A 15382-nucleotide genomic window follows, 5' to 3' on the forward strand; every position below is an offset into this window, starting at 1 on the left:
TCAGCGGCTGCGTATGAACACCAGGTCCCAGACGCCGTGGCCCAGGCGCAGGCCGCGGTTCTCGAACTTGGTAAGCGGCCGGTAGCCGGGCTGCGGTGCGTAGCCTTCTGCGCTGTTGGCCAGCAGCGGCTCTTGCGACAGCACCTGCAGCATCTGCTGGGCATAGGGCTGCCAGTCGGTGGCGCAGTGCAGGTAGCCGCCGGGCTTAAGGCGCGCGGCCAGCTTGGCCACCAGCGGCGGCTGGATCAGGCGGCGCTTGTTGTGCTTTTTCTTGTGCCAGGGGTCGGGAAAGAAGATGTGCACGCCGTCCAGGCTGGCGGGCGCGAGCATGTGGTCGATGACCTCGACTGCGTCGTGCTGCACGATGCGGACGTTGGTCTGGCCCTGCTCGCCCAGGCGCTTGAGCAGTGCGCCCACGCCGGGTTCGTGCACTTCGCAGCACAAGAAGTTGTCGTCGGGGCGCACGCGGGCAATGTGGGCTGTGGCCTCGCCCATGCCGAAGCCGATCTCCAGGATCAGTGGCGCGGAGCGGCCAAAGGCGGCGGTGGCGTCGAGCGGCTGGGCGCGGTAGGGCAGGATGAAGCGCGGCCCCAGGTCTTCGAAGGCTTTGGCCTGGCCGGTCGTGGTGCGGCCGGCGCGGCGCACGAAGCTCTTGATGGTCTTGGGGTGGGCCACGCCGGCCGGGGTCACGCCTTCGCTGGGCGCGGGCGCCACAGGGGTAGCGCGCGCAGCGGCGTCGGGGTCGGGGGGCGTGCCCGTCGGGGCGGAGGGGGAGGGAAGTTCTGTCACGGTGCGAGATTGTAGAGACCGGCCCAGGCCTTGCACCACTGCGCCAGCGCTTGGGGCACCGTGGTGTTGTCGGGATGCGCCACTGCGGGCAGTTGCAGCACGGCCGCCGCGGCCGCCAGCGCCTGCAGCGGCCGCTGCAGGTCCAGCGGCGGCGCACCATGCTGCTTGGAGAGTTTTTCGCCGTCTGCCGCGCGCACCAGCGGCGTGTGCAGGTACTGCGGCGTGGGCGCGCCCAGGGCGCGCTGCAGCAGGATCTGGCGCGGTGTGTTGTCGGCCAGGTCCTCGCCGCGCACGATGTGGGTGATGCCCTGCGCGGCGTCGTCCACCACCACGGCCAGCTGGTAGGCCCACAGGCCGTCGGCGCGGCGCAGCACGAAGTCGCCCACGCTGGCCACCACGTCCTGCTGCTGCGCGCCCAGGCGCCGGTCGTGCCAGTGCAGCACCTGCGGCGCTTCGTTATGGATAGCTGCTTGCGCTTGATCCATAAGGCTTAGAGGCTGTTTTGGCCAAAAATCTGTGGTGTTGAAGCGCCAGGCGCGCGCGCTGCGCCCGTGCAGACCATGGCGGCAGGTGCCCGGATAGGGGTGCTCGACGTGGCGCTGCTGGGCCCGGCCGCGCGCGGCGTGGGCGGCGGCGATGTCCTTGCGCGAGCAGGCGCAGGGGTAGGCCAGGCCGCTGGCGCACAGTCGGTCCAGCGCGCCCTGGTAGGCCGCGGCGCGCGTGGACTGCCACAGCGGCGGCGCATCAGGGTGCAGACCGCAGGCGGCCAGCTGGGCCAGGATGTGTTCGCCAGCACCGGGCGCGCAGCGGGGGGTGTCGACGTCTTCGATGCGCACCAGCCAGCGGCCGCCGTGCCCGCCGTTCCATGCGCGCGCATCGAGCCAGCTCGCCAGCGCCGCCACCAGGGAGCCCGCGTGCAGCGGCCCGGTGGGCGAGGGCGCAAAGCGCCCCACGTAGCCCGCCGGCGTCATGCGACCGCGAGGGCCAGTTCCAGTCCGGAGATGAACGCGTCTTCGAGCCGGTGGCCCAGGCACCAGTCGCCGCAGGCGCCCAGCTGCGCATCGGCATCCCACAGGTGGCTGCGACCCAGCGGCTGCTGGGTTTGCGCATAGCGCCAGCGGCGCACCTGCGCGTGGCTGGGCGTGGCGCGGATGCCGGTCACCTCGGCAAAGGCCTTGAGCAGCTTGTCCTGCACGCGCGTGGCGTTGTCTTCCAGGTGCTCGTCCGACCAGGCCGGGCTGGCTTGCACGGTCCAGCGCTCCACGCTGCTGCGCTGGGGCTTGGACGACTCCCGCGCCAGCCACGCGATGCGGTGGTGCGTGCTGCGCGCGGCGTTCCACTGCGGGCCGAGGGTGGTCAGGCCCGGACGCACGGCCTGGGGAAAGGCCAGCATCAGCGTCCAGCAGGAGGCGATGGACACATCGGCCAGGGCATCGGCCAGCGGGGTGTAGAGGTCGGACGACACCAGCAGGGCGCGTGCGGGCGTGGCCGGTTGCGCCATCAGCACGGCGTCGAAGCCGGCCACCACCTGCTGGGAGCCGTCGTCGCTTTCGGTGCAGACCTGCCAGCCGCGGGGGCGCAGGGGGTCGGCCTCGATGCACACTACCCGGGCGCCGGTGAGCAGGCAGCCCGCCTGCTGCAGCGGCTGTGCCCAGGCGCCGACGAGGGCGTCCATGCCGGGGCAGGCGACCCAGTGCGCTTCGTTGGGCGGCTGGCTCGCCGCCGCCACGCGCCCGGCCGCGTCGAGCACGCGCACCGTGGTGGCGCTCCAGGGCCGGCACACGCCGGGCACCGTGGCCAGGGCCTGCGCGAAGCGGTCGTCGCGTACGGTGAAATACTGCGCGCCGGCGTCGAAGCCGCCAAACGGCGTGTCGTGCGTGGCCGTGCGTCCGCCCACCCGGTCGGATTTTTCAAACACCGTGACCCGGTGCCCGGCCTGTACCAGTGTGCGGGCGCAGGCGATACCGGCGATGCCGGCGCCGATGACAGCGAAATGGCGCGCAGCGCTGGGTGCACGGGGACGTCGGGGGCGGGTGGCGGAAGCGGGGGAGCGGGGGGGCATGGCGGCCTTTCGGGATAGGGATGCGGCAGTCTAAAGACGTGTGGGGTGCGAGCCATCGATGGCCGCGTAACACGGTCTCATGTTTCCACTCTACACGCCTGGCGAAGCGCAGCGCCTAAAAATGGTGGTGGTTCTCGAGCAGCGCGGCCTGGGTGGCTGGACTTTGCAGCTGAGCCAGCCACCACTGCAGCGCGCGGCCCTGGGGGCCGTGCGGGGTGCCGTTCCAGGCGTAATGCATGCGGATGCTGCGCGCCGAGCGCTCCACCCGGCGCGTCACGAGCCGGCCGGCCTCGATGTAGGGGCGCACCATGGGCTCGGGCAGAAAGCCGCAGCCCAGGCCGCGCAGCTGCGCCTGCACCTTGGCCTGCATGGAGCCCACGGTGAGCACGTCCTGCCCGCCGAGCATCCCCATGCTGACGTTGTCGCCCCGGGCCGAGTCGGCCACGGCCACCACGCGGTGCTGCAGCAGCGTGGCGTCGCTGAGCGGCTCGGGCGCGCGGGCCAGCGGGTGGTGCGGCGCCACGGCGAAGATGAAGGGCGTCTCGCCCAGCAGGCCCTGCTGCAGGCCCGCCACGTTGGACGCGTTCACCGCCACGCCGATGGCCAGGTCGGCCTGGCCCGACGTCAAAGCCTCGAGCGTGCCGCTCAGGATCTCGTCGCGCAGCTTGAGCCGCGTGGGCGGGGCCTGGGCGTAAAACGACTCGACCAGCTCCAGCAGGGTGTGGGGCGAGATGGCGCCGTCCACGGCAATGGTCAGCTGCGGCTCCCAGCCTGTGGCCACGCGCTGCACGCGGTGGGCCACGGCGTCGATTTCCTGCAGCAGGCGCGCGCCTTCGCGCAGCAGTTCGGCACCGGCCTCGGTGGGCCGCGCCTGGCGCGCGCTGCGGTCAAACAGCAGCACGTCGAGCGCATCCTCGATCTGGCGCACGCGGTATGTCAGGGCGCTGGGTACCAAGCCAAGCTGGCGCGCGGCGGCGGCAAAGCTGCCGGCCTGGGCGATGCACTGCAGCATGGCCAAGCTGTCGGGGGTCAGGACATTGCGTGCGTTTTGCATGGTAGGCATCATTCGGTTGAAATTGTTTGAATTATCCCGTCAATGCCCTTGCACCGCATGCCCGGCCGGGAGGCCTACAGTGGGGGCTTCCCCAAGGAGGTTTCCATGCTGACCATTCGCAAATCGCAGGACCGCGGCCACGCCGACCATGGCTGGCTGCGCTCGTACCACAGCTTTTCTTTCGCCGGCTATTACGACCCAGCGCACATGGGCTTTGGCAACCTGCGCGTGATCAATGAAGACCGCATCGCCCCCGGCACCGGCTTTGGCGCGCACGGCCACCGCGACATGGAAATCATCAGCTACGTGCTTTCCGGCGAGCTGGCGCACAAGGACAGCATGGGCAACGTCAAGGGCATCCCGCCGGGCGACGTGCAGCGCATGAGCGCCGGCAGCGGCGTGGTGCACAGCGAGTTCAACCACGCGGCGGGCCAGACCACGCACTTCCTGCAGATCTGGATCGAGCCCAATGTGTCGGGCATCGAGCCCAGCTATGAGCAAAAACGTTTTCCCGAGGCCGAAAAGCGCGGTACCCTGCGCCTCGTGGCGTCGCCCGACAGCGCCCAAGGCTCGGTGCGCCTGCACGCCGATGCGGCCATGTATGCGGGTTTGTTCGACGGCGCCGAGACCGTTGACCTGGCGCTCGACCCGGCGCGCAAGGCCTATGTGCACTTGGTGCGCGGAACGCTGGAGGCCAATGGCCAGGCGCTGAAGGGGGGCGACGCCGCGCTGCTCGAAAACGAATCGTTTTTGCGCCTGGGCAACGCAAAAGATGCGGAAGTGCTAGTGTTTGATCTTGCGGCCTGACACCCCATCCCCTTTTTTCCACAGAAGGAGTTGACCATGTTCGCATCCTTGCAAAACCCCTTGGCCCTCGCCGGCCGCCTGTTGCTGGCCCTGCTGTTCCTGCCCGCCGGCCTGGGCAAGATCACCGGCTTTGCGGGCACGGTGGGTTATATCGGCTCGGTGGGCATGCCGCTTCCCACGGTCGCCGCAGCGCTCGCGCTGGCCATTGAAGTGCTGGGCGGGCTGGCGCTGGTGCTGGGGTGGGGCACCCGCTTTGCCGCCCTGGTGCTGGCCTTCTTCACCCTGGTGGCCAGCTTTTACTTCCATGCCTACTGGGCTGTGCCGGCCGAGCAGCAAATGATCACGCAGCTGCTGTTCTTCAAGAACATCGCCGTGGTTGGCGGCCTGCTGGTGCTGGCTGCGTTCGGCCCGGGCGCCTGGAGCGTGGACAACGCGCGCGCCGGGCACAGAGTGCCTGCATAGCGGCCCGCGCACCGGGGATTGTTTTCGGTGCCTCTTAAAGGAGCTTGTGTGATGCGTACCCCATTGACCACCGCGTTCCAGGAGCGGCTGCCGTGAGCGTTTCCCTGCAACTGGCGGGGCACGAAAAGGACCTGGGCGGGGGCTTCACCGTGCGGCGCCTGCTGCCGGCGCTGCAGCGCCGCGCTGTGGGGCCGTTCGTATTTTTTGACCACTTTGGCCCCATCACGGTGGCGCCCAGCGACCAGTTCGATGTGCGCCCCCATCCGCACATCGGTTTGGCCACGGTCACCTATCTGTTCGAGGGCGCCATGCTGCACCGCGACAGCCTGGGCAGCGTGCAGCAGATCGAGCCTGGCGCCATCAATTGGATGACGGCGGGGCGCGGCATCGTGCATTCCGAACGCCGTCCCGAAGCGTTGGCAGCGAGCAGCCATGTCAACCACGGCATTCAGCTCTGGGCCGCGCTGCCCCTGGCGCACGAAGAAACCGAGCCCGCGTTTGCGCACACGCCGGCTGCCGCCATCCCCGAGGTGGTGGAGGGCGGCGCCACCGTGCGCGTGCTCATCGGCGCTGCGTTCGGCCAGACCTCGCCCGTGGCCACGTTCGCCCCGACGCTGTACCTGGACGTTCAACTGGCGCCAGGCGCCACGCTCGAACTGCCACCGCTGGCGCCTGAAATGGCGGTCTATGCGGTCGATGGCGGTTTGCACATCGCGGGCGAGGCCGTGGCAGCCCACACGTTGGCGGTGCTGGCGCCTGGTGGCGCCGTGCGGCTGCAGGCGCCCGCCCGCCAGGGCGTGCGCCTGGTGGTGATCGGCGGCGATGCGCTCGATGCGCCGCGCCACATCTGGTGGAATTTCGTCTCCAGCCGCAAGCAGCGCATCGTGCAGGCCGCTGGCGACTGGGAGCACCAGCGCATGGGCCAGGTGCCGGGCGACCACGAGTGGATTGCGTTGCCCGAGCGCCGGTTCAGGCCCTGATGCCCAAAATACGAATCAAATCGGCCTCTAGCGCTTGCCAGTCAAGTGCTTGAAGCTCACTTATCCATAGCGTTTTGCGCATTCGCCGACAGGTCGGTTTCCAGCACGCGGCGCTCGTCGAACACAAAGCAGCCGCCGTGGTAGTGGCCGCCATCGGTCTGTTCGAAGTACTTGAGGATGCCGCCTTCGAGCTGGTAGACATGCTCGACGCCTTCCTCGCGCATCAGGATGGCGGCTTTCTCGCAGCGGATGCCGCCAGTGCAGAAACTCACCACGGTCTTGCCGGCCAACTCGACCTTGTGCTCGCGCAGCGCCGGCGGAAATTCGGTGAACTTGGTGATGCGCCAGTCGATGGCGCCGTCGAATGTGCCGGCGTCCACCTCGAAGTCGTTGCGCGTGTCCAGCGTCACCACGGGGCGGCCGGCGTCGTCGTGGCCCTGGGCCAGCCAGCGCCGCAGCGTGGGGGCATCGACCGAGGGCGCGCGGCCGCGGCCGGGTTCGATGGTCGGGTGGTCCATGCGGATGATCTCGCGCTTGACCTTGACCAGCATCTTGCGAAACGGCACCTGCGCGGACCAGCTTTCCTTAGGCTCCAGGTCGGCAAAGCGGGCGTCTTCGCGCAGCGCAGCGACGAAGCCGCGCACCGCATCGGCGGCGCCGGCGAGAAAGAAGTTGATGCCTTCGCCCGCCAGCAGGATGGTGCCTTTGAGCTGTGCCGCGACGGCACGGGCCAGCAGCAGCTCGCGCAGCGCCTGCGCATCGGGCAGGGACACGAACTTGTAGCAGGAGATGTTGAGGATCGGATTCACGGTGCAGTTCTCATGCAGGCCCGCACTGCGGGCGTGGAGGCTCGGGCGCACTCAGGACACGCGCACCAGCAGCGCGTCTTCTATCTTGTTGGCCAATTGCGCAATGGCCAGCGCTGCCGGGCAGCCTGGCGTGTGCAGCAGCAGCAGGTGGCGGCGCATGACGGCATCGCGCACGGCCGGGTCGGCAGGGATGTCGCCCATGTGGATCAGGCGCATGGAGCGGCCCGATTCGGTGGAGACGAAGCGGTCGAGCACCTGCTGCAGTTGTCCGGTGATGGCGCGGCCATCGCCCGGGCGCGCAGCCTGGTTGATGACCAGGCGCACATGCTGGCGTTTTTGCTGCAAGGCCAGCACCTTGATGGCCGCGTAGGCATCGGTCAGCGAGGTGGGCTCGGGCGTGGCCACGATCAGCACCTCGGAGGCCAGCGACACCGAAAACAGCACCACGTCGGAGATGCCGGCGCCGGTGTCGAGCAAGATCACGTCAAAGCGGGGCGCCAGGGTCTGAATCACCTGGAGCAGCTGGTTGCGCACTTCGGGCGTGAGGCGCGAATACTCGACCATGCCCGAGCCCGCCAGCAGCACAGAAAACCCGCCAGGGGCAGCGACCAGCGCATCTTCGAGCTGCGCCTTGCCGGTGAAAACGTCGTGCAGCGTGACTTTGGGGTGCAGGTTCAGCACCACGTCGAGGTTTGCCAGGCCCAGGTCGGCGTCGAGCACCAGCACCCGCTGGCCGCGCCGCGTGAGCGCGGTAGCGAGGTTCGCCGACACGAAGGTTTTTCCAACGCCGCCTTTGCCGCTGGTGATGGCAATGATGCGGGCGCCCTGTGGGGCGGGCGCAGGGGCGTGTCCCGCAGAGGGGCGGGTGGGGAGGGAGGGGGACGGCGCGTCACTCATCTCATCGCTTTCAGTAGGCGCTGTCGGTGGAAGTCAGGGGGGGCAGGTCGCCCCAGCCGGAAGGGGTGTAGAGCGGCCCGAACAGCAGGCTTTTCTCCTCGGCACTCACCGTGCTGTCGGGTGGGTCTTCCAGGCATACGCGGTTGCGCCCCTGGGATTTTGCCTTGTAGAGCTGCAGGTCGGCGCGGTCGGTCCACAGCGTGGTCGTGGAGCGTATCCACTGCAGTGCAAATGCGCCACCGACGCTCACCGTGACTTGCAGCTCGGTGTGGGCGTTGATGCGCACGGACGTGTCGGCCACCGCGCGCCGGATGCGCTCGGCGATCACGCGGCCAAAGCTGCCCTGGCAGGCCGGCAGCACCACGGCAAACTCCTCGCCGCCATAGCGCGCCAGGGTGTCCATGGGGCGCACGCAGCTGCTGAGGGTCTGGGCCACGGACTGCAGCACGGTGTCGCCGGCCAGGTGGCCGTAGGTGTCGTTGACGCGCTTGAAATTGTCGATGTCGAGCATCAGCAGCAAGGCCGCCTCGCCCGAGCGCGTCACGCGGTCGATTTCGCGCTCCAGCACCGAATAGAAATGGCGCCGGTTGGCCAGCCCGGTGAGCGGGTCGCGCAGCGACAGCTCGCACAGGCCATCGATCAGGTCCTGCAGATAGGCCTGGGGCGAACGCGCGTCCAGCGGTTTCCCGGCCTGCTCGACCAGCGCGCGGGCCGTGTCCAAGCGCAGCTCGCGCAGGTCGATGGGTTCAGGGGGGACGGTGTGCGGCACGGGTGAGACTGGGCAATGGCGCAAGTGTAACCGTGGCCCGGAAGCCTTACGCCGCCACGCCCGTTGCTGTTCCTTCGGCATCGGGTACGGGCAGTTGCTGCAGCGCCTGAAGGGCCTCGGTGTCCGAGCGGTACATGCGCAGGTGCGGGCCGGGCTGCAACACCTGGGCGCGGCGCAGGACCTGTTCGACCGGCAGTTTCAGGCCGCTGAGGTGCAGTGTGCAGTGGTGCATTTGCACCAAGGTCTGTAGCCGGGCAAAGGTTTCCACGCCGGTCACGTCGATGCGGTTGATGGGCAGCGCGAACAGGCAGACATGCTGCATGCCGGGCCGCTCGGCCAGCCGGTCCGAAACGCTGCGCTCGAGCGCATTGGCAGAGGCAAAGTCGAGCTCTGCGTCCATCCGCAGCGCCAGCACATGGTCTGCGAGCGGCGGCAACTGCCACAGGTGCCGGTCGCGCAGGCTGCCATCGGGGTGCAAGCCCACTTCAATGATGCGCGGATGCAGGCGCTGGTAGAGAAAATGGCTGAGGTTCAGCAGCAGGCCCGCCAGAACCCCCCAGTAAATGCGCGGGGCCGTCACCAGGGTGAGGCCGAAGGTGATGGCGCTGATGACCGCTTCCACGCGCGAGATGCGCCACAGCTTGGGCAGCATGGAGGGCTTGATGAGGCCGGTGATGGCCGTCACGACCACGGCGGCGAGCACCGCCTGCGGCACATGGTAGAGCGCGGGCATGAGCCACAGCAAAGCCACCAGCACGAGGGCGGTCGCAAACACCGTGGCCCAGCCGGTGCGCGCGCCGGCATACAGGTTGATGGCCGAGCGCGAAAACGAAGCGCTCGTGGCGAAACTGCCGCACAGGCCGGCACTGATCTTGGCCATGCCATGGGCGATCAGGTCCTGGTTCTCGTCCCAGCGTGTGCCGCCGCTTTGGTGGTCGACCTTGGCGCTGGAGGCGGTCTCCAGAAAGCTCACCAGCGTCACCACCAGCACCGGCATGACCAGCGCGCCCAGCGTGTCCCAGGTCAGGGCTCCGGGCCAGTACAGCTGTGGCAGCCCCGCAGGCAGGGCACCCACCACGGCGCCGCCGCGGCCGGCGAACCCGGTCGCCCAGCTCAGGGCGCCCGCTGCGCCCATGACCACGATCACGGCCGGAAACTGCGGCCACTGGCGCTTGGCGAGCACCAGCGCCGCCACACTGCCCAAACCATAGCCAGCGGCGCTCCAGTCGAACTGGGCCCACTGGGGCGCGCTCACCAGCGTCTCCAGCGGCACGCGCAGGCCGGTCAGCGCAGGCAGTTGCGATGCGAGGATCAGCAGGGCCGCCGCTTGCGTGAAGCCGCTGAGCACGGGCGAGGTGACGAGGTTCAGCAGCCAGCCAAAGCGCACCGCGCCCAGCACCAACTGCAGCAGCCCCGACAGCAGCGCGATCCAGGCCGCCAGGGCCACCCATTGCGCGCTGCCCGGCGCGGCCAGTCCCGTGAGCGAAGCGCCGATCAGCAAGCTGGTCAACGCGGTCGGGCCGACGCCCAGGCGCGTCGACGAACTCCACAGTACGGCCACGATGGCCGGCACGAGCGATGCATAGATGCCGGTCACCAGCGGCATGCCGGCCAGCGCCGCATAAGCCACGCCTTGCGGCACGAGCATCAGGCCCACCGTCATGCCGGCCCAGAACTCGCCCCGCAACAGCTGGCGGTCTGGCCGGGGCCACGAAAGAAAAGGAAACCAACGGTGAAGGACGGCAACGCTCAACATGGTGCGTATTGTCGCGTGGCTGTCGCCCTGGTCCTACAGGCACTTCGGCGCTTTCCGACCAGCCGGGCTCCACCGATCTCCTAAAGTGCCGGAAGTTACATAAATAGGAGAAATACCATGCAAGAACGATCGGCTTTGCGCCATCCTGCGGCCGCCCGCATTGCCAACCTGCTGGCTGTCAGTGCCGTGGCCCTGGGGTTGGCGGCATGCGAGAAAATGAAGGAGCCCACGACCGGCCAGAAGATCGATTCGGCGCTGGAGCGGACCGAGCAAGCTGCGGCAGCAGCGAAGGCAGATGCCCAGAAGGCCATGCAGGCGGCGCAGGTGAAAGTGGAAGAGGGCGCAACCAAGGCAGAGGCGGCCGCGCGCGATGCGGAAGCTGCAGCGCGCCAGGCCGGCAATTCGGCCCTGGCCATGGCAGATGACGGAGCCATCACCGCCCAGGTGTCTTCGGGCTTGGCCAAGGACCCCGATCTCAGCGCATTGAAAATTGATGTGGACACGCACAACGGTGTGGTCACGCTCAAGGGGCCGGCCCCTTCCCAAGCGGCGAAGGACAGAGCGGCGACCATCGCCCAGGGCGTCAAGGGCGTGAGTTCGGTGCTCAACCAGCTGGATATCAAGCCGGGCTGAGGGGCGCAACGCGCCAGTTTGAGGCGGTGCCCTTGGGGCCGCCATTTCTGCGGCCGCCACGGGACGCTAACATCGCGGCATGCACGACTCTGTCCACGAACTGTCCACCCGCATCGTCCACCACGGCTACACCGCGCCGGCAGGTTTTGTGGCCCCCGCACCGGGCGTCTACAAGGCCTCTACCGTCATCTTTCCGAATGTGGCCGCCATGCGCACGCGCGAATGGAAGGATAAGAGCGGCTATACCTACGGCCTGCACGGCACACCGACCACGTTCGTCCTGGAAGAGCGCCTGTGCGAACTCGAGGGCGGCCTGCAGTGTGTGCTGGTGCCCAGCGGCTTGGCGGCCATTGCGCTCGTCTCGCTCGCGTTGCTCAAAACTGGCGACGTGGTGCTGATTCCCGACAATGCCTACGGCCCGAACAAGTCCATGGCCGAAGCCACATTGGCACAGTTTGGCGTGCGCCATGTGCTGTACGACCCGCTCGACCTGGCCGATCTGGCCGCCAAGATCACCTCCGCCACGCGCTTGGTATGGCTGGAGGCGCCCGGCTCGGTCACCCTGGAATTCCCCGACCTGTGCGAAATGGTGCGCTTGTGCCGAGCCCGCGGAGTCCCTACGGCCTTGGACAATACGTGGGGGGCGGGGCTGGCGTTTGCGCCGTTCGACCTGGAGGGGGACGGCAGCGGCAACCTGGCCGTCGATGTGTCGGTGCATGCGCTGACCAAATACCCCAGCGGTGGCGGCGATGTGCTCATGGGCAGCGCCATCACGCGCAGCCCGGCGCTGCATTTGAAGATCAAGTTGTTGCACATGCACCTGGGTTTGGGGGTGGGCGCCAACGATGCCGAGGCGGTGCTGCGCTCTCTGCCCAGCATCGGTCTGCGCTACCGCGCGCACGACGTGGCGGCACGCGCCCTGGCGCGCTGGATACAGCAGCAGGCGCCCGTAGCGCAGGTGCTGCACCCGGCTTTGCCCGAGTCACCGGGACACGCGCACTGGCAGGCGCTGTGCGGTGCCGCAAAGGGAGGCGATGGCGCGGCCGCGGGTTTGTTCAGTGTGGTCTTTGATGCGCGCTACTCGCAAGCGCAAGTGGATGCATTCTGCGATGGTCTGCGCCTGTTCAAGCTCGGCTACAGCTGGGGCGGTCCGATGAGCCTGGTCGTTCCCTACGAGCTCGCCAGCATGCGCAGCCAGCCTTGTGCGCACCTGCGCTCCGGTACGGTCGTGCGCTTTGCGGTGGGCCTTGAAGCCGTGGCGGATTTGCAGTGCGACCTGCAGCAAGCCATGCAAAGCGCCTTTGGCACCGCCTGAGGGCAAGCAGCGCACCGGGGCGTGGGGTTGATGGCGCCGCCCGGCGCCTCTCCAGACCAAGCTGTTACAGTGGCCCATCACTTTGGAGAGCACTTACCTTGGCAACACCCAACTACGGATACGAGAAACGACAGCGCGAGCTGGCCAAAAAGAAGAAGAAGGAAGAGAAGCTGCGGGCCAAGTCCGCTGCCGTGCGCAGGCCGGATGGCTATGCGCCTGAACAGCAGGACAGCGCCCCCGCCGGCGCGTCCGATGCTTCCGGGACCGGGCCGGGCAACCAACCCGGCTGAGCCGGTTTTCAGCGCAGCAGCTTGCGCAGCACGGGCCAGACGTTGTCCAGCATTTGCGGATGGGCTTCGGCCCGCGGATGGATGCGGTCGGCCTGGAACAGGGCAGTGGGGTTGGGTGCATCGGCAACACCCTTGAGCAGGAACGGCACCAGCGCCGTTTTGTTCTTCCGTGCCACGGTCTCGAACAGGCCGGCAAACTTTGCGGCGTAGTCGCTGCCATAGTTGGGCGGGACCTGCATGCCCACCAGCACCACCTTGGCCCCCGATTTTTGTGCTTCCTGCGCCATCCAAGCGAGGTTTTCCTCCGTGTTCTTGAGCGCCAGGCCGCGCAGCGCGTCGTTGGCGCCGAGCTCGATCACCACTACCGCCGGCCGGTGCTGCGCCAGCAGCGCTGCCAGACGCGCCCGCCCGCCCGACGTGGTGTCGCCGCTCACGCTGGCATTGACCACCCTGGCGGCCACGTTTTGCGCGGTCAGGCGCTTTTCGAGCAGCGCAACCCAGCCCGTGCCGCGCGCCAGGCCATATTCCGCACTCAGCGAGTCGCCCACGACCAAGATGGTCTGCGTGGCGGGCTGCGTCGCCGGGCCTGCCTTCGTGCCTTGCGCCAGGGCTGGCAGAACGCACAGCCCGGCAGCTGCCATGGCCAGGCTCCGGATAAAGTCGCGCCGATACGCGTTTTGATTCACAGTACAAGGCCTTTCATGTCCGAATTCTCCGCCGCACCCGCCACACCCATCATTGCGGTCGAGCATGTGTACAAATCGGTGACCGATTCCACTGGCACGCTCGACATTCTGCGGGATATCGATTTCCAGCTGGCACCGAGGGAAACCGTGGCCATTGTCGGCGCCTCGGGCTCGGGCAAGAGCACGCTGCTGTCGATCGTCGCAGGGCTCGACACGCCGACGCGCGGTACGGTGCGCCTGGACGGGCAGGACCTGTTCGCGCTCGACGAGGATGCGCGTGCCGCCCTGCGTGCGCAGAAGGTGGGCTTCGTTTTCCAGAGCTTTCAGCTCATGGGCAACCTCACGGCGCTGGAGAACGTCATGCTGCCGCTCGAACTGGCCAACCGCCGCGACGCGCGCAAGGCGGCCGCCGAGATGCTGGACCACGTGGGCCTGGGACAGCGTCTGGGGCACTACCCCAAGGTGCTCAGCGGCGGCGAGCAGCAGCGCGTGGCGCTGGCGCGTGCCTTTGTCGTGCAGCCCGCGGTGTTGCTGGCCGACGAGCCCACGGGCAGCCTCGACTTTGCCACCGGGGAGACCATCATGGAACTGATGTTCGAACTCAACCGCGAGCAGGGCACGACGCTGGTGCTGGTGACGCACGACCGGGGCATTGCGCAGCGTTGCGAGCGCTGCATCACCATCGAAGCGGGCCGCGCGAGGGCCTGACGCAGCGCGCCGGTCCGCACGGGTGCGGCGCGGCCAGGCTCAGCGCGCCAGCCTGCGTTCGGCGGCGCCGCAGGCGGCGGCGGTGAACAGCACGTCGGTGGACGAGTTCAATGCCGTCTCGGCCGAGTCCTGCAGGATGCCGATGATGAAGCCGATCGCCACCACCTGCATGGCCACATCGTTGGAGATGCCGAACAGGCTGCAGGCCAGGGGGATCAGCAGCAGCGAGCCACCGGCCACGCCCGAGGCGCCGCAGGCGCACACGGCCGACACCACGCACAGGAGGATGGCAGTGGGCAGGTCCACCGCGATACCCAGGGTGTTGGCTGCGGCCAGCGACAGCACGCTGATGGTGATGGCGGCGCCCGCCATGTTGATGGTGGCACCCAGAGGAATGGCAATGCTGTAGGTGTCTTCGTTGAGGCCCAGGCGCTTGGCCAGGGCCAGGTTGATCGGGATGTTCGCCGCCGAGCTGCGCGTGAAGAACGCTGTCACGCCGCTCTCGCGCAGGCAGGTCAGTACCAGCGGGTAGGGGTTGGTGCGCAGCATGGTAAACACGATCAGCGGGTTGACCACCAGCGCCACGAACAGCATGCAGCCGATCAGCACGGCCAGCAGGTGCACATAGACCCACAGCGCGCCCGCCCCCGCTTCGGCAAACGTGCTGGCCACCAGGCCCAGAATGCCCAGCGGCGCAAAGCGGATCACCACCTGGATGATGAGCGTGATACCGGCCGACAGGTCGGCCATCACTGCGCGCGTGCCGGCGCTGGCGTGGCGCATCGCCATGCCAAAGGCCACCGCCCAGGTCAGGATGCCGATGTAGTTGGCCTCCAGCAGCGCATGCACCGGGTTGTCCACGGCGTTGCGCACCAGCGCCAGCAGCACTTCCTCGATGTGCGCGGGCGCGTTGGCGGCGTCTGCCGGCGCCTGCAACACCAGCGTGGACGGAAACCACATGCTCGCGACCACCCCGACGATGGCGGCAGTCAGCGTGCCCACCAGGTACAGGACCAGCACGCCGCGCAGGTGCGTGGCTTCACCGGGCCGGTGGTTGCTGATGGCCGCAATCACCAAGATGAACACCAGCACGGGCGCCACCGCCTTGAGGGCAGAGATGAACAGGGTGCCCAGGATGGCCACCTGGGGCGTGGCGGCCGGGAAAGCCGTTGCCAGAACGATGCCGGCCAACAGGCCAAGCACGATTTGTGCGACCAGGCTCGTGCGCTGTAGCCAACGCAGCAGGGGGGTGAAAAACATGGTGATGGAAAAAAGAAAGGGCGGTTCGCAAGGCCTGCACGCTGTGCGTGCAAACCCCGGAGCCAGGTGGCAGTCAACGAAGAAAAGGTGGCGCGCCGCGCCACC

At 68.2% G+C, this 15382-nt stretch carries 17 protein-coding genes; 7 read left to right on the forward strand and 10 right to left on the reverse strand.

Annotation, left to right across the window (positions count from 1 at the left end; translation table 11 throughout):
- The 4 genes from trmB to B2J86_RS00075 form a co-directional block, all read right to left on the reverse strand.
- Entirely contained in the window at nt 1–789 is a 789-nt protein-coding gene (trmB, locus tag B2J86_RS00060; protein WP_371735940.1) for a tRNA (guanosine(46)-N7)-methyltransferase TrmB, read from the reverse strand.
- Nucleotides 786–1760: a tRNA glutamyl-Q(34) synthetase GluQRS gene (gluQRS, locus tag B2J86_RS00065; RefSeq protein ID WP_169633135.1), complete on the reverse strand. Its 975-nt coding sequence runs from the start codon at nt 1758–1760 to the stop codon at nt 786–788. The genes trmB and gluQRS overlap by 4 nt, the downstream gene beginning before the upstream one ends.
- A complete protein-coding gene (locus tag B2J86_RS00070; RefSeq protein ID WP_173024417.1) occupies nt 1757–2851 on the reverse strand; it encodes an NAD(P)/FAD-dependent oxidoreductase in 1095 nt (364 codons plus the stop codon). The genes gluQRS and B2J86_RS00070 overlap by 4 nt, the downstream gene beginning before the upstream one ends.
- A gap of 115 nt (nt 2852–2966) precedes the next feature.
- Complete coding sequence (locus B2J86_RS00075) at nt 2967–3905, reverse strand: LysR family transcriptional regulator (RefSeq protein WP_169168517.1); 939 nt, start codon at nt 3903–3905, stop codon at nt 2967–2969.
- A gap of 105 nt (nt 3906–4010) precedes the next feature.
- Between B2J86_RS00075 and B2J86_RS00080 the strand changes: the two genes are divergently transcribed.
- The 3 genes from B2J86_RS00080 (at nt 4011) to B2J86_RS00090 (ending at nt 6154) form a co-directional block, all read left to right on the forward strand.
- Nucleotides 4011–4712: a pirin family protein gene (locus B2J86_RS00080; RefSeq protein WP_169633045.1), complete on the forward strand. Its 702-nt coding sequence runs from the start codon at nt 4011–4013 to the stop codon at nt 4710–4712.
- Nucleotides 4713–4748: 36 nt separating this feature from the next.
- A complete protein-coding gene (locus B2J86_RS00085; protein WP_169168519.1) occupies nt 4749–5174 on the forward strand; it encodes a DoxX family protein in 426 nt (141 codons plus the stop codon).
- 92 nt (nt 5175–5266) lie between these two features.
- Nucleotides 5267–6154 (forward strand): pirin family protein, encoded by an 888-nt coding sequence (locus tag B2J86_RS00090; protein ID WP_169168520.1) that lies wholly within the window; start codon nt 5267–5269, stop codon nt 6152–6154.
- Between the two features lie 56 nt (nt 6155–6210).
- On the opposite strand, the gene B2J86_RS00095 is transcribed toward B2J86_RS00090, so the two are convergent.
- The 4 genes from B2J86_RS00095 to B2J86_RS00110 all read right to left on the reverse strand — a co-directional run bounded on the left by B2J86_RS00095 (nt 6211) and on the right by B2J86_RS00110 (nt 10385).
- A complete protein-coding gene (locus B2J86_RS00095; protein WP_169633047.1) occupies nt 6211–6963 on the reverse strand; it encodes a sulfurtransferase in 753 nt (250 codons plus the stop codon).
- A 51-nt stretch (nt 6964–7014) separates the two neighbouring features.
- Nucleotides 7015–7860, reverse strand: coding sequence for a MinD/ParA family protein (locus B2J86_RS00100; RefSeq protein ID WP_169633048.1), 846 nt, complete (start codon nt 7858–7860; stop codon nt 7015–7017).
- 10 nt (nt 7861–7870) lie between these two features.
- Nucleotides 7871–8602, reverse strand: a complete 732-nt coding sequence (locus B2J86_RS00105) for a GGDEF domain-containing protein (protein WP_169168576.1) — start codon at nt 8600–8602, stop codon at nt 7871–7873.
- A 73-nt stretch (nt 8603–8675) separates the two neighbouring features.
- On the reverse strand, nt 8676–10385 hold the full coding sequence (locus B2J86_RS00110; protein ID WP_173024418.1) for a SulP family inorganic anion transporter: 1710 nt from the start codon (nt 10383–10385) through the stop codon (nt 8676–8678).
- A 117-nt stretch (nt 10386–10502) separates the two neighbouring features.
- On the opposite strand from B2J86_RS00110, the gene B2J86_RS00115 reads away from it, so the two are divergent.
- The 3 genes from B2J86_RS00115 to B2J86_RS00125 all read left to right on the forward strand — a co-directional run bounded on the left by B2J86_RS00115 (nt 10503) and on the right by B2J86_RS00125 (nt 12623).
- Nucleotides 10503–11018, forward strand: a complete 516-nt coding sequence (locus B2J86_RS00115; RefSeq protein ID WP_169168523.1) for a BON domain-containing protein — start codon at nt 10503–10505, stop codon at nt 11016–11018.
- A 79-nt stretch (nt 11019–11097) separates the two neighbouring features.
- Complete coding sequence (locus B2J86_RS00120; protein ID WP_173024419.1) at nt 11098–12333, forward strand: PLP-dependent transferase; 1236 nt, start codon at nt 11098–11100, stop codon at nt 12331–12333.
- A gap of 98 nt (nt 12334–12431) precedes the next feature.
- On the forward strand, nt 12432–12623 hold the full coding sequence (locus B2J86_RS00125; protein WP_169168525.1) for a hypothetical protein: 192 nt from the start codon (nt 12432–12434) through the stop codon (nt 12621–12623).
- Nucleotides 12624–12631: 8 nt separating this feature from the next.
- Here the strand turns inward: B2J86_RS00125 and B2J86_RS00130 are convergent, their stop codons facing one another.
- Nucleotides 12632–13264 (reverse strand): arylesterase, encoded by a 633-nt coding sequence (locus tag B2J86_RS00130; RefSeq protein WP_169168526.1) that lies wholly within the window; start codon nt 13262–13264, stop codon nt 12632–12634.
- 60 nt (nt 13265–13324) lie between these two features.
- Here B2J86_RS00130 and B2J86_RS00135 point away from each other — a divergent pair, with 60 nt between their 5' ends.
- Nucleotides 13325–14017 (forward strand): ABC transporter ATP-binding protein, encoded by a 693-nt coding sequence (locus B2J86_RS00135; RefSeq protein WP_169168527.1) that lies wholly within the window; start codon nt 13325–13327, stop codon nt 14015–14017.
- A gap of 39 nt (nt 14018–14056) precedes the next feature.
- Here B2J86_RS00135 and sstT read toward each other — a convergent pair whose 3' ends face one another.
- Nucleotides 14057–15277 (reverse strand): serine/threonine transporter SstT, encoded by a 1221-nt coding sequence (sstT, locus tag B2J86_RS00140; protein WP_169168528.1) that lies wholly within the window; start codon nt 15275–15277, stop codon nt 14057–14059.
- Between the last annotated feature and the right edge of the window lie 105 nt (nt 15278–15382).

The organism is Acidovorax sp. SRB_14, from assembly GCF_012932145.1.
Classification (GTDB): domain Bacteria; phylum Pseudomonadota; class Gammaproteobacteria; order Burkholderiales; family Burkholderiaceae_C; genus Simplicispira.

Bases quoted from the DNA above. Each gene is read 5' to 3' on its own strand.
- gluQRS (WP_169633135.1), bottom strand. From the start codon at position 1,760: ATGACGCCGGCGGGCTACGTGGGGCGCTTTGCGCCCTCGCCCACCGGG.
- B2J86_RS00070 (WP_173024417.1), bottom strand. From the start codon at position 2,851: ATGCCCCCCCGCTCCCCCGCTTCCGCCACCCGCCCCCGACGTCCCCGT.
- B2J86_RS00075 (WP_169168517.1), bottom strand. From the start codon at position 3,905: ATGCAAAACGCACGCAATGTCCTGACCCCCGACAGCTTGGCCATGCTG.
- B2J86_RS00080 (WP_169633045.1), top strand. From the start codon at position 4,011: ATGCTGACCATTCGCAAATCGCAGGACCGCGGCCACGCCGACCATGGC.
- B2J86_RS00085 (WP_169168519.1), top strand. From the start codon at position 4,749: ATGTTCGCATCCTTGCAAAACCCCTTGGCCCTCGCCGGCCGCCTGTTG.
- B2J86_RS00100 (WP_169633048.1), bottom strand. From the start codon at position 7,860: ATGAGTGACGCGCCGTCCCCCTCCCTCCCCACCCGCCCCTCTGCGGGA.
- B2J86_RS00110 (WP_173024418.1), bottom strand. From the start codon at position 10,385: ATGTTGAGCGTTGCCGTCCTTCACCGTTGGTTTCCTTTTCTTTCGTGG.
- B2J86_RS00115 (WP_169168523.1), top strand. From the start codon at position 10,503: ATGCAAGAACGATCGGCTTTGCGCCATCCTGCGGCCGCCCGCATTGCC.
- B2J86_RS00120 (WP_173024419.1), top strand. From the start codon at position 11,098: ATGCACGACTCTGTCCACGAACTGTCCACCCGCATCGTCCACCACGGC.
- B2J86_RS00130 (WP_169168526.1), bottom strand. From the start codon at position 13,264: ATGGCAGCTGCCGGGCTGTGCGTTCTGCCAGCCCTGGCGCAAGGCACG.
- B2J86_RS00135 (WP_169168527.1), top strand. From the start codon at position 13,325: ATGTCCGAATTCTCCGCCGCACCCGCCACACCCATCATTGCGGTCGAG.
- sstT (WP_169168528.1), bottom strand. From the start codon at position 15,277: ATGTTTTTCACCCCCCTGCTGCGTTGGCTACAGCGCACGAGCCTGGTC.